Origin of the sequence: Protofrankia symbiont of Coriaria myrtifolia (assembly GCF_900634755.1) — a bacterium.
GTDB classification, from domain to species: Bacteria; Actinomycetota; Actinomycetes; order Frankiales; family Frankiaceae; genus Protofrankia; species Protofrankia coriariae.
On record NZ_CAAAFS010000173.1, the window covers coordinates 1 to 12997 of the forward strand.

The window sequence follows — 12997 nt, forward strand, 5'->3', positions numbered from 1 at the left end:
GGACACAGGCACCGCGCGCGGGCGTCCGGCCCGGCCCGCCGTGCCCCCGCGCGCGGTGCCTGTGTCTGTGCTGCCCCCGTCCGTCGCGGCACGACCCGTCGCGGCGCTGTCGGCCCGGGGGCGACCTGCCGCGGCGGTGCTGGCCGTGCCGCGACCCGTCGCGACACCGCTGGCCGAGAGGACGCCATGGGCCGCGAGGATGTCCGTCACAACCGGGAGGGTGTTCGTCGCGCTCGGACGAACTGCTGGCCCGTCACCACCCCCCGGCGTCACGGCAGCGATTTTCCCATTGCCCGATGTGACATTCCCGCGTCGGGAAATCAGTGGCCGGTCCCGCCGGACTCCGGATATCACCCCCGTGGCCGCTCCTGTCGGTGCCTGTCGGCACCGGCCCGGTTCCTATCGGTACATACAAGTACATACCGGTACATGCCGGAGTGCCGGAGTGCCGGAGTGCCGGAGTGTGTCAGGTGGGTCGGGCAGGCCTGTCGGTCACGAAGATCGCGGTGGACGGGAAGAAACGGCCCCGCACCGGCCCCCACTGGCCCCAGATCCGGTCGTGACCGGCCGGCCATTCCGGCTCGATCACGTCCAGCAGGCGCAGCCCGGCCGCCACCAGCTCACGGACCCGGTCACCGACGGTCCGGTGCGTCTCGGCGTAGGTAGTCCGGCCGGCCCAGTCCCGTTCCACGTAGGCCCGCCGGTCGAAGTAGCTGCGCACGACCGTCAGCCCCTCCTTGCCCGGATGGTCGGGAAACGACCAGATCATCGGGTGTGTCGTGGAGAAGACCCAGCGGCCGCCGGGCCGCAGCACCCGGGCGACCTCGCGCATGACCGCGGCGCTGTCCGCGACGAACGGGATCGCGCCAAAGGCGGAGCAGGCCGTGTCCACGCTCGCGTCGGCCAGCGGCAGCCGGGCCGCGTCGGCCTGCACCAGGGGGACCGGGATACCGGTGGCGGCCGACAGCGCGCGGGCGTGCCGCAGCTGCCCGGCGGAGAGGTCCAGCGCCACCACCTCGGCGCCGCGGGCGACCAGCCAGCGGGCGCACTGCGCGCCACCGCAGCCGATCTCCAGGATGGTGCGGCCGCGGACCTCGCCGAGCAGCCCGGCATCGGCCTCCCGCAGCCCCTCCGGGCACCACAGGAAGTCGGTGTCGCCGAGGAAGGCGCCGTGTTCGGCCTGGTAGTCGTCGGCGGTGGCGTCCCAGTAGCCGCGGCTGGCCCACCGGGCGCTGTCGTCGTCGATGTCGCTGTAGCCGAACTCCGCCGGGTGGTAGTGGCCCGGAGGGTACTGCGGCGCGACCCGGCGGGCGGGTTCCGGCTCGCCGGCGGCCGGGCCGGGGTGTTCTGTTCCGTTCACGGCATCGATCCTCGCAGCGTCCGGCGGGCCCCTGGACGCCGGCGGTGCGCGCCCGGGCGGGCGGTGTCCCGCCGGGGCCGTGCCGTCGCGCCCCGGATACCGCGCGGGGATGGCCGGCCGGCCGCGGAACGAGGCCGTGCCAGCCGTGCCAGCCGTGCCGTCAGCCGTGCCAGTTCAGCCGTTTGAGTTCAGTCGTGCCAGCCGCTTCGGGGTGGTGGCGCCAGGCCGCCGGCGCGGCCCCGCGGTGGGGCCGCGCGTCCGGCGGTCCCGTCGATCCTGTGATCCTGGACGAGGTTGCGGGCCCCTGGCGTTGACCACCTTGGACACCGGTCCCTAGACTTGGGACTGGCACGAGAGTCCGTGGGTCTCAGACCTAGCAGATCCGCTCGAGCGTCGCTTTCGGTATCGACAGTGTTCGTTTAGCACGGTCCCTGTCCCTCCGTCCCGGCGGTTCGACCCGGCCCTCGTGCATACGACGAACCCCGTAGTCGGAGCCGACCCCTTGACGAGCACCACCGACGTACGACCCATGGAGACCGTGACCACACCGCCTACCCCGACCACCCCGCAGGTCGCGGTCAACGACATCGGCTCGGCCGAGGACTTCCTCGCCGCCGTCGACAAGACGATCAAATTTTTCAACGACGGCGACATCGTCGACGGCACCATCGTGAAGGTGGACCGCGACGAGGTGCTCCTCGACATCGGCTACAAGACCGAAGGCGTCATCCCGTCCCGGGAGCTTTCGATCAAGCACGATGTCGACCCGCACGAGGTCGTGACTGTCGGCGATCATGTCGAGGCTCTTGTTCTCCAGAAGGAGGACAAGGAAGGCCGGCTCATCCTGTCGAAGAAGCGCGCCCAGTACGAGCGCGCCTGGGGCACGATCGAGAAGCTCAAGGAGGAGGACGGCGTCGTCAACGGCACCGTCATCGAGGTCGTCAAGGGTGGCCTCATCCTCGACATCGGGCTGCGTGGCTTCCTGCCGGCCTCCCTGGTGGAGATGCGCCGCGTCCGGGACCTGCAGCCCTACGTCGGCCGTGAGCTCGAAGCAAAGATCATAGAGCTGGACAAGAACCGGAACAACGTGGTTCTCTCCCGGCGGGCATGGCTGGAGCAGACCCAGAGCGAGGTCCGCTCGGAGTTCCTCGCCCAGCTCGCCAAGGGTCAGATCCGCAAGGGCGTCGTCAGCTCCATCGTCAACTTCGGCGCGTTCGTCGACCTCGGTGGCGTCGATGGTCTGGTGCACGTCTCCGAACTGTCCTGGAAGCACATCGACCACCCGTCCGAGGTCGTCGAGGTCGGCCAGGAGGTCACGGTCGAGGTGCTCGACGTCGACCTGGAGCGGGAGCGGGTGTCGCTGTCGCTGAAGGCCACCCAGGAAGACCCGTGGCGCCAGTTCGCCCGCACCCACGCCATCGGCCAGGTCGTGCCGGGCCGGGTCACCAAGCTCGTGCCGTTCGGCGCGTTCGTCCGGGTGGACGAGGGCATCGAGGGCCTGGTGCACATCTCCGAGCTGGCCGAGCGCCACGTGGAGATCCCCGAGCAGGTCGTCAACGTCGGGGACGAGATCCTCGTCAAGGTCATCGACATCGACCTGGACCGCCGTCGGATCAGCCTGTCCCTCAAGCAGGCCAACGACAGCAGCGCGCTGGTGCCCGACGGCGAGGCGTTCGACCCGTCCCAGTACGGGATGGAGGCCAAGTACGACGAGCAGGGCAACTACGTCTACCCCGAGGGTTTCGACCCGGAGACAGGGGAGTGGCTGCCCGGCTTCGAGGAGCAGCAGGCCGAGTGGGAACGACAGTACGCCGAGGCCCAGCAGCGGTACGAGGCGCACCAGGCGCAGATTCGCGCCGCCCAGGAGGCCGAAGCTGCCGCGGCCGCGCCGTCGTCCTACACCTCCGCCGAGTCGGAGCAGCCCGCTTCCGCGATCGACGAGGAAGCGTTGCGCCGGCTCCGCGAGCAGTTCGGCCGGGAGTAGCCCCGCCATCTGGTCGGCTCCGCCAGCCGGGTGCTACCACTGATCGTTCAGTGACATGAGTGTGGGCCTGTAGGAGATTCTTCCTACAGGCCCACACTCATGTGTCCGTATGTTCCCGATGACTGCTTTCTGACGGCTCCGCGTGCGCGCGGCTGGCCGCGTCCTACCGTGGTTCCAGCCGGATGATCAGTGATTTCGACGTGGGAGTGTTGCTGCGCCGGGCGGTGCTGTCCAGCGGGACAAGGACGTTCGTCTCCGGGAAGTAGGCCGCGGCGCAGCCACGGGCGGTCGGGTAGGCGACAGCCCGGAAGTTCTCGGCCCGACGTTCCTTGCCCTTGCCCTTGCCCTTGCCCTTCCCGGCGGCGGCATCGTGGACGCTGACAATGTCCACCTGACCCCCGTCGGGGATGCCGAGCGCGGCGAGGTCGTCGGGGTGGACGAGGACGACGCGCCGGCCGTGGCGGATGCCACGGTAACGGTCGTCAGGGCCGTAGATGGTGGTGTTGTACTGATCGTGGGAGCGGATCGTCTGGAGCAGAAGGTGCCCGGGCGGTGTGCGCAGCACCTCGAGGGTGTTGACGGTGATGGCGGCGCGGCCGGACGGGGTCGGGAAGCTGCGGCTGTCCCGGGGCGGGTGCGGCAGCAGGAACCCGCCGGGCCGGGCGACCCGGGCGTCGTAGTCGGCGAAGCCGGGGATGACGGCGGCGATGTGGCCGCGGATGCGCCGGTAGTCGCCGGCCAGGCCCGCCCAGTCCACCGTGGTTCTCCCGCCGAGGGTGGCCCGGGCGAGCCCGCAGACGATGGCGACCTCCGAGCGCAGCGACGGCGCGGCCGGTGGCAGGCCGCCGCGGGAGGCGTGCACGGCGCCCATCGAGTCCTCGACGGTGACGAACTGCGGGCCGCCGGCCTGCACGTCGATCTCGGTCCGGCCCAGCGTGGGCAGGATGAGGGCCTGGCGGCCGGTGACCACGTGGGAGCGGTTGAGCTTGGTGGAGATCTGCACGGTGAGCCGGCAGCCACGCATCGCCGCCTCGCTGACGGCCGTGTCGGGCGCGGCGGCGACGAAGTTGCCGCCCATGCCGACGAAGACCTTCACCCGCCCGTCACGCATCGCACGGATCGCGTCGACGACGTCGTAGCCACCCCGCCGTGGCGGGGTGAAGCCGAACTCGGAGCCGAGGGCGTCGAGGAACACGTCCGGCATCCTCTCCCAGATGCCCATCGTGCGGTCGCCCTGGATGTTGCTGTGCCCGCGCACCGGGCAGACCCCCGCTCCCGGCCGGCCGATGTTGCCGCGCAGGAGCAGGAAGTTCACCACCTTCCGGATCGTGGCCACCGCGTTGGCGTGCTGGGTGAGTCCCATCGCCCAGCACGCGATGATCTTCTTGGCGGCCAGTACCCGGCGGGCCAGCTCGTCGATCTCGCTGTCGGCGAGCCCGGTGGCGGCGCGGACGTCGTCGCCGGACGTCGTCGCCGGACAGCGTCCGCAGATGCTCGGCGAACGCGTCGAAGCCGGTGGTGTGCGCGGCGAGGAAGCCGTGGTCGAGCACCGTGCCCGGGGCGGCTGCCTCGGCGTCGAGCAGGCGGCGTGACAGCGCCTGGAACAGCGCCATGTCACCGTTGAGCCGGATCTGGAGGTACTGGTCGGCCAGGGCGGTGCCGCGCCCGAGCACACCGGCGGGCCGCTGCGGGTTACGGAACCGGATCAGCGACGTCTTGGGCAGCGGGTTGACCGCGACGATGCCGCCACCGGCCCGCTTCACCCGCTCCAGCGTCGAGAGCATGCGTGGATGGTTCGTCCCCGGGTTCTGCCCGACGACGAGTACCAGGTCGGCCTGTTCGAGGTCGTCGAGGGTGACGCTGCCCTTGCCGATGCCGATCGTCTCGGTGAGCGCTGCCCCGGAGGACTCGTGGCACATGTTCGAGCAGTCCGGCAGGTTGTTGGTGCCGAACGCGCGGACGAACAGCTGGTAGACGAACGCCGCCTCGTTGCTGGTGCGTCCCGAGGTGTAGAAGACGGCCTCGTCGGGGCTGTCCAGACCGGTCAGCTCGGCCGCGATGATCCTGAACGCGTCGTCCCAGCTCACCGGGTGGTAGTGGTCGTCGTCCGCCGCCCTGTACATCGGCTCGCACAGCCGGCCCTGCTGCCCGAGCCAGTAGCCGGAGCGGCCGGTGAGGTCCGGCAGCGGATGCGCGGCGAAGAACTCCGGCGTCAGCCGGCGCAGGGTCGCCTCCTCGGCGACGGCCTTCGCCCCGTTCTCGCAGAACTCCGCGGCGGAGCGGTGCGCGGGATCCGGGTCCGGCCAGGCGCAGCCCGGGCAGTCGAACCCGTCCGCCTGGTTGAGCAGCCGCAGGGTGGTGACGCTGCGTCGCACCCCCATCTGGGCCACCGACTGGCCGAGCGCGTGCGCCACCCCGGGCACCCCCGCCGCATAACGCGCCGGGCCGTCCGCCGTAACCCGGCCCTCGTCCGGATCCGCCACCGGCGCCCCACGCACCACCCCGGCCACCTCCCACGCGGATCACTCAGACGCGCATGCTCCGTCACACAGATGGACACTGGTCAAAGGATCAATATATGCCCGGCGAATGAACCGCAACCACTGGAAACCGCCGGCGGGATGCTGGCGGGCGTTCTCGGGGCGTGGCGGGGCGTGCGGGGGTTCACCTGCCGGGGGTGAGGAGGGGTGCGCCGTTGCCGCGCATGGTGGAGGTGGCGGTTGTCGCGTTCCATCGGCCGTGCGCGCGCACCGGCCGTATCCGTGCCGGGGGGCCGGGTGCGGTGCCGCTCGCGGGCCCGCCGCGGGCGACAGCAGGAGCGGCCATGGCGACCAAGGGGGCCATCGTGGACACCGGCTATTCGTATCCGCTGCTCAGCGTGTTCTGGACGTTGTTGTGGTTCTTTCTCTTCGCACTGTGGTTCTATCTGCTCTTCGCGGTCGTGTCCGACATTCTGCTCAGCCATGACCTGTCCGGCTGGGGTAAGGCAGGCTGGATCGTCGTCGCCGTCGTGTTCCCGTTGTTCGGCATCCTTATCTATCTGATCGTGCGGGGCGGCAGCATGCACGAACGGGCGATGGAGCGGGCGGCCCAGCAGGAGCAGGCGCTGCGGGAACGGGTGCTGCGTAACCATTTCCCGCCGGGCGGCGGCCCCGCGGACGAGATCGGCCGCCTCGCCGAGCTGCGGGACCACGGCGCCATCTCGGACGAGGAGTACCAGCGGCTGAAGGCCAAGGTCCTCACCTGATGGGCGGCCCGCCCATCAGGTACGGCGGCCCATCCGGTACGGCGGACGGGGCGATGCGGCAGACTCGGTCCTGTGCTGCGGGTGGGGCTGACCGGTGGGATCGGTGCGGGCAAGAGCGCGGTGGCGCGGCTGTTGGCCGGCCACGGCGCGGTGGTGATCGACGCGGACCAGCTCGCCCGCGAGGTGGTCGCTCCCGGGACGCCGGGGCTGCGGGCCGTGGTCGAACAGTTCGGTTCGCATCTGCTCGGTGCCGACGGCGCTCTCGACCGGGCGGCTCTCGGGGCGGTCGTGTTCGCCGACCCGGACGCCCGCCGCCGGCTGGAGGCGATCACGCATCCGCTGGTCGGCGCTCAGGCGGCTGAACGCATGGCGCAGGCACCCGCGGACGCGGTGGTCGTCTACGACGTGCCGCTGCTCGTCGAAGCCGGTCTCGCCGACCGGTACGACGTGGTCGTCGTGGTGGAGGCGCCGCTGGAGGTCCGCCTGGCCCGGCTGGCCGGCCGGGGCCTGCCTCCCGAGCAGGCGCAGGCGCGGATAGCCAACCAGGCCGACGACGCCGCCCGCCGGGCGGTCGCGGACATCCTCGTGGACAACGGCGGCAGCCTGGAAGATCTTCGAGCCAGGGTGGACGAGGTGTGGGCGCGGCTGCTCGCGGCCCACCAGCCCGGATAGCGCCGGGCGGTCGCGGCGGGCCGGCGCGGAACGGGTCGGATGCGAAATTGTCGGAGGTCTGTGGTGTTGTAGGGACGTGAGCTCCACGACCGATCGTCCCACCGGCGTCGACCGCCCCGCCAACAACATCACGCGTTCGACCGCGCCGTTCCAGGTCGTCTCCGACTTCGAGCCCTCCGGCGACCAGCCGGCGGCGATCGCGGAGCTGGCCCGCCGGATCCGCGCCGGCGAGAAGGACCTCGTCCTGCTGGGCGCGACCGGTACCGGCAAGTCGGCCACCACCGCGTGGCTGATAGAGCAGGTGCAGCGGCCGACGCTGGTGATGGCGCCGAACAAGACCCTGGCGGCCCAGCTCGCCAACGAGTTCCGGGAGCTGCTGCCGCACAACGCCGTCGAGTACTTCGTCTCGTACTACGACTACTACCAGCCCGAGGCGTACATCGCGCAGACCGACACCTACATCGAGAAGGACTCCTCGGTCAACGAGGAGGTCGAGCGGTTGCGCCACTCGGCCACGATGAGCCTGCTCACCCGCAGGGACGTGGTGGTCGTGGCGAGCGTGAGCTGCATCTACGGCCTGGGCACCCCCGAGGAGTACATCAAGCGCATGGTCCGGCTGCGGGTCGGGGAGGAGATCGACCGCGACAGTCTGCTACGCCGGTTCGTCGACGTCCAGTACGCCCGCAACGACATCGCCTTCACCCGGGGGACGCTGCGGGTCCGCGGCGACACCGTCGAGGTGTTCCCCGTCTACGAGGAGCTCGCCGTCCGGATCGAGATGTTCGGCGACGAGATCGAACGGCTGGCCTACCTGCATCCGCTCACCGGCGAGATCGTCCGTGAGGCGCAGGAGGTGTTCGTCTTCCCCGCCACCCACTACGTGGCCGGCCCGGAACGCATGGAACGCGCGATCGCGGGCATCGAGACGGAGCTCACCGACCGGCTTGCCGAACTGGAGCGCCAGAGCAGGCTGCTGGAGGCCCAGCGGCTGCGGATGCGCACCACCTACGACATCGAGATGATGCGCCAGGTCGGTTTCTGCTCGGGCATCGAGAACTACTCCCGGCACATCGACGGCCGGGTCGCCGGCAGCGCACCGCACACGCTGCTGGACTATTTTCCGGACGATTTCCTGCTGGTCATCGACGAGTCGCACAACACGGTCCCGCAGATCGGCGGGATGTTCGAGGGCGACATGTCGCGCAAGCGCAACCTGGTCGAGCATGGTTTCCGGCTGCCCAGCGCGATGGACAACCGGCCGCTGCGCTGGGAGGAGTTCTGCGCCCGCATCGACCAGACGGTGTACCTGTCGGCGACCCCCGGTCCGTACGAGCTCTCCCGCGCCGACGGCGTGGTCGAGCAGATCATCCGGCCGACCGGCCTGCTCGACCCGGAGGTCGTACTCAAACCGACCAGGGGGCAGATCGATGACCTCGTCGGCGAGATCCGCGTCCGCGCCGAACGTGACGAGCGGGTGCTGGTCACGACGCTGACCAAGAAGATGGCCGAGGACCTCACCGACTACCTGCTCGAGCTCGGTATCCGGGTCCGCTACCTGCACAGCGACATCGACACGCTCCGCCGCGTCGAGCTGCTCACCGGCCTGCGCAAGGGCGAGTTCGACGTGCTGGTCGGCATCAACCTGCTACGGGAGGGGCTGGACCTGCCCGAGGTGTCACTGGTGTCCATCCTGGACGCCGACAAGGAGGGCTTCCTGCGGTCGGACAAGTCGCTGATCCAGACCATCGGCCGGGCCGCCCGCAACGTCTCCGGCCAGGTGCACATGTACGCCGACAAGGTGACCCCGTCGATGCGCAGGGCCATCGAGGAGACGAACCGGCGGCGCGTAAAGCAGATCGCCTACAACACCGAACGGGGTGTGGATCCGCAGCCGCTGCGCAAGAAGGTCATCGACATCCTGGACGACCTTGTGCGGGAGAGCGCCGAGGGCGAGGTCATCGGCGGTGGCGGTCGTGCGCGGTCCCGCGGGAAGGTGCCGGCCCCCGGGATGTCCTCGAAGGCGGGCCGTGACGGCGCGGTCGGGCGGCACGCGGCCCAGCTGGCCGGCATGCCCAGCGCCGACCTGGCGCAGCTCATCCGCCAGCTCGACGACCAGATGCACGAGGCGGCCAAGGAGCTCCAGTTCGAACTCGCCGCCCGGCTACGCGACGAGATCGCCGAACTGAAAAAAGAACTACGCGGCATGCACGCAGCCGGCATATGACCCCCACGGCCTTCCCGCTCATGGCCGGGCGAGTACGGGTGCGTTCCCGGTCTCTCCCCGGTCGGCCGGCAGGAGGCCGAGCTGGGCGCTCAGCTCCGTCCGGAACCGCATGCCCGGCAGCCAGTAGCGGTCCGTGACGGCAAAACGTTCACCCAGTGGGAATGGGCCATCCGGATCCTGGTCCGTCAGGAGCGCGCGGGCGCGGCCCAGAAGCGCCATCGCGTCCTCCGCGACACGAAACCCGATCTCCGGGATGTCCGCCGGCCACATGGTGTTGATGATTTCATCACTGAGCGAGCAGGATGCCCCCCACCAGCTGTCCCAGCCGGGCAGGCTCTTGCCGAAGTATCCGGCGTACCGGTCGGCCCAGGCACCGCGGACGCCCATGGCATATGCGGACGAGCCGATCGTCCGGCCGGGGTCCAGGCCGGTGACGGACGCGAAGCCCAGGAACTGCCACCGCCGAACCGGTCTGGTCGACAGCCAGCCCACGCACGCGGTCAGGGTCTGCCACTCCTCGGCGGAGAAAGCCGCCAGCTCCGCCTCCGGACGCAGTATCAGCACAGTGGAGGCCACCTCGACCACGTCGAACCAGAGGTCACCGCCGCGTGCCTCCACCGGTGGTCTGGTGCCGACCCAGCATGCCCTGCCCTGCCAGACACCCGACGTCCGTGATGTGGTCACCCATTGGTCGCCGCTGTCGAGATATGCCCGCAGCAGCTCGGCCTCGGCCGGTTCACCGCCGCGTACAAGCGCGTCCACCAGCCGGGGTGACGCTGACCCGGCCGCCCACAGCCGCAGATGATCGGCATAGGCGTCGTCCAGCGTGCCGGTCATTCCCGGCCTTCTCTCATTGCTGGCCTTCTTTCATTCCTGGTTTTCTCCCGTGCTCATGGCGGCCGTCCACGAGAAGGGCACCGGGGCGCCATCGGGAATGTCCGCCTGGCCTACGGCACGGAACAACGCGGCCTCGCCGTATGTCGCCGCGCGGCGCCCCCGGCGGAACAACACCTCTCCCGCCCGGCCGCCGACCACACACGACCCGTCCGCCAGCTCACGGATCGGCCGGACGAGCACGAAGTCCCTGGCCATGAAGAGCGGCAGTGGCTCGTCCGGATGGTGGGTGAGGGTGGGAATCTCCTGGAGGCCGGCCTCGCGCGCGGCGGCGAGCAGGACGTTCTGCAGGGTGATCTTCGTGCCGTCGGGCAGCCCCACCGCGTGCAGCGGCCCACCGCTCCACCCCTGTTTGCGCAGCCGCTCCGCGGCCGTCAGGACAGCGAACCGTCGGAGACGCGGATCGATCACCACGTTCACCTGTTATCGATCATGGTAGCCTGCCGACGGTCGATGACAGTGCCCGGTTCATCATCCTCTTCCGGATCTGTTATTCCCAGCTGGCTGGAGACGGCGGTCCGGAAGCGGACGCCCGGCGCAGGGTAAGACGCATGAAGATACGGAAAGCTGTCACCCAGGTCGTTGTCCCACGGGGTGCCGGCCAGGACATCGTCGCGCCCGACGACGATCCAGAATCCGGAGTTCTCCTCACCGGCATGCTCCGGGGCGTCATCCGGCCACATGTCCGCAAGTTCTTCCGCCGACAGTGCCTCATGAGCGGCCTCCCAGTAGTCCGGGTCACAGGTCTCCTTGCCGAGGAAGAGGGCGATGTCCCACGCGAGCGCCGGCGGCACCCCGGCGACAGCCGCATGCGGTGGGCCGGGCTCCGTGTCGACCAGCAGGCCGCGGCCGGCCACGAGCGAACATCCCATCGCCTGCCAGACCGCCATCTGCCGAACGGAGACCCACCCCACGAACGGTGTCTGCCGTGCCAGGAAACGCGGTGGAAGCGCGGCGAGTTCGGCGAGATCTTCCTGGGTCTGTGGGATCAGGGCCATCAGCGAGATCTCGACCGGGTCGAACCACAGATCACCTGCCGAGGCTTCGCTGGTATCCGGGGGGTACCAGCCCAGCCAGCAGCGCCGGCCACTCCAGATCCCGGCCGACTCCGGCGCGGGCAGCCGTCTCGCCAGGCCGTCCCGGCGGGCCTGGAGCAGGTCGCGCTCGAGGTACAGCCCGTTCGCATCCAGGGCGACAAGCAGTTCGTCCACCGAACGTTTGCCCGTCAGATCCCGAAGATAGCTCGCAAAACATTCTACGAGCGTTGGAAGATGCGGAGAATTCGAACCGTTTTTCATTTTCCGGCCAAGATCCTCGGTGGTTCCAGGCGCCCCAGCAGGGGGAACCGCGAACCGTCGGGATTGTTCGGTTGGCGGGCAGTCCGGAACAAAGCGGCTTCGCCCCAGGTCAGCGGCCTGGCCTTTTTCTTGTATAATATTTCGCCCTCCATGCCACCGCGGACCAGGCTTCCGTCTGACAGCTGGCGGATATTGTTATTCGGTCTGAAAAATCTTGACTTCCCTCGTTCTTCCGGGAAGGGCTCGTCGGGGTGGTGGCGTATGACTGGGACGTCTATCCCCGCTTCGCGGGCGGCGAGGAGGCGGCGGTTGTCGATGCTCAGCAGCGACTTGTCGGGGAGTTCGACGACGTCGATGGGCTTTCCCCTCCAACCCTCGGTCCGCATGCTCTCCACCAGTTCGGGGAGGGTTATGTCATCGTGTGTCTGCGGGCTCACGTTCTCCTGACTGAATCGTATGGTGTGCGGATTTTCCAGGCTGTGGACCGGTGGTGTCCATGCGCGCGCGACACCACGGGACGTACCGGCTTCTGTTCTCAGAATACGCCCGGTGATCCGGCCGGCTGGTTCGCCGCCGGCCATCGCCAGTGCGGGCGACGGGAACGGCCCGAGGATGTTCCTGAGAATCGTGGTGACGTGGGTAGAGGCGTCGCGGAGGTTGGTGGTGAGGGTGGTGAGGTGGGTGCGGGCGGCGGCGAGGATGCTGTGGGTGATGGCGCTGCCATGAACGAGTCCGGTGAGGACCCGGCCGTCGCGGAGGGCGCCGCCGGCCATGCGCAGGCCGCGGGCGAGCCCGGCGGTGGTGGTGAGCCCCCTGGTGCCCGGGATGCAGCCGAGTAACGCCAGGCCGACGTCCCAACCGGACGCCTCGCCGGCGGTGTAGCGGGCCAGGGTGTCGGCGAGGACGACCAGGGCGGCGGCGAACACGATCCAGGCGGCCGGCCCGCCGATCACCAGGGCGACGACGCCGAGGACGGCGACGGTGATCTGCGCGGCCCGCACGGTGGTGTGCCAGAGGCTGCCCGCGGTCTGTCTGATCTTCTCCCAGGACCACCAGCGTTTGTTGCGGATGCCCGCGTCGGAGGCGTCGCGGATGGCCTGGCCACAGGTGTGCGCGGCGTCCGCGCGCAGCCGGCCGGCGGCCAACGCGAGCCGGCGGGCGGCGTCGAGATCGTCCTGGGCTCCGCGGGCGGCGCCGCGGGCCTGCTCGAGACGGATCTGGGCGGCGTCGCGGTCGCGGATGGCCTGGGTGAGCTGCGCCGGGTCGGGCGGAGGGATCCCCGCGCTGGCGGTGTGGAGAGCGGGGGTCAGGTGGAGGG

The 12997-nt window shown here is 69.9% G+C and carries 9 protein-coding genes and 1 pseudogene; 4 read left to right on the forward strand and 6 right to left on the reverse strand.

Annotated features, from left to right (window positions below; genetic code table 11):
• Positions 1-466 precede the first annotated feature (466 nt).
• On the reverse strand, positions 467-1360 hold the full coding sequence (locus tag CM1CMNOD_RS09715; RefSeq protein WP_013873485.1) for a class I SAM-dependent methyltransferase: 894 nt from the start codon (positions 1358-1360) through the stop codon (positions 467-469).
• A 529-nt stretch (positions 1361-1889) separates the two neighbouring features.
• Between CM1CMNOD_RS09715 and rpsA the strand changes: the two genes are divergently transcribed.
• Positions 1890-3344, forward strand: coding sequence for a 30S ribosomal protein S1 (gene rpsA / locus CM1CMNOD_RS09720; protein WP_013873486.1), 1455 nt, complete (start codon positions 1890-1892; stop codon positions 3342-3344).
• Positions 3345-3507: 163 nt separating this feature from the next.
• Here the strand turns inward: rpsA and CM1CMNOD_RS24400 are convergent.
• Positions 3508-5845, reverse strand: a pseudogene (locus tag CM1CMNOD_RS24400) (FdhF/YdeP family oxidoreductase).
• Positions 5846-6168: 323 nt separating this feature from the next.
• Between CM1CMNOD_RS24400 and CM1CMNOD_RS09730 the strand changes: the two are divergent.
• The 3 genes from CM1CMNOD_RS09730 (at position 6169) to uvrB (ending at position 9487) form a co-directional block, all read left to right on the forward strand.
• Positions 6169-6591, forward strand: coding sequence for an SHOCT domain-containing protein (locus CM1CMNOD_RS09730; RefSeq protein ID WP_050803762.1), 423 nt, complete (start codon positions 6169-6171; stop codon positions 6589-6591).
• A gap of 72 nt (positions 6592-6663) precedes the next feature.
• Positions 6664-7263 (forward strand): dephospho-CoA kinase, encoded by a 600-nt coding sequence (coaE, locus tag CM1CMNOD_RS09735; RefSeq protein WP_013873488.1) that lies wholly within the window; start codon positions 6664-6666, stop codon positions 7261-7263.
• A 76-nt stretch (positions 7264-7339) separates the two neighbouring features.
• Positions 7340-9487 (forward strand): excinuclease ABC subunit UvrB, encoded by a 2148-nt coding sequence (gene uvrB / locus CM1CMNOD_RS09740; protein ID WP_013873489.1) that lies wholly within the window; start codon positions 7340-7342, stop codon positions 9485-9487.
• An 18-nt stretch (positions 9488-9505) separates the two neighbouring features.
• Here the strand turns inward: uvrB and CM1CMNOD_RS09745 are convergent, their stop codons facing one another.
• The 4 genes from CM1CMNOD_RS09745 to CM1CMNOD_RS22390 all read right to left on the reverse strand — a co-directional run.
• Entirely contained in the window at positions 9506-10324 is an 819-nt protein-coding gene (locus CM1CMNOD_RS09745; protein WP_013873490.1) for a hypothetical protein, read from the reverse strand.
• A 30-nt stretch (positions 10325-10354) separates the two neighbouring features.
• A complete protein-coding gene (locus CM1CMNOD_RS09750; RefSeq protein WP_013873491.1) occupies positions 10355-10792 on the reverse strand; it encodes a hypothetical protein in 438 nt (145 codons plus the stop codon).
• A 5-nt stretch (positions 10793-10797) separates the two neighbouring features.
• Positions 10798-11592, reverse strand: coding sequence for a hypothetical protein (locus tag CM1CMNOD_RS09755; RefSeq protein ID WP_043603423.1), 795 nt, complete (start codon positions 11590-11592; stop codon positions 10798-10800).
• 83 nt (positions 11593-11675) lie between these two features.
• Positions 11676-12997: ParB/Srx family N-terminal domain-containing protein (locus CM1CMNOD_RS22390; protein ID WP_207387484.1), on the reverse strand; the 1322-nt coding region annotated here is incomplete at its 5' end.

Excerpts from the sequence above, each read along its gene's own strand:
- rpsA (WP_013873486.1), top strand. The coding sequence starts at position 1,890 with ATGGAGACCGTGACCACACCGCCTACCCCGACCACCCCGCAGGTCGCG.
- CM1CMNOD_RS09745 (WP_013873490.1), bottom strand. The coding sequence starts at position 10,324 with ATGACCGGCACGCTGGACGACGCCTATGCCGATCATCTGCGGCTGTGG.
- CM1CMNOD_RS09730 (WP_050803762.1), top strand. The coding sequence starts at position 6,169 with ATGGCGACCAAGGGGGCCATCGTGGACACCGGCTATTCGTATCCGCTG.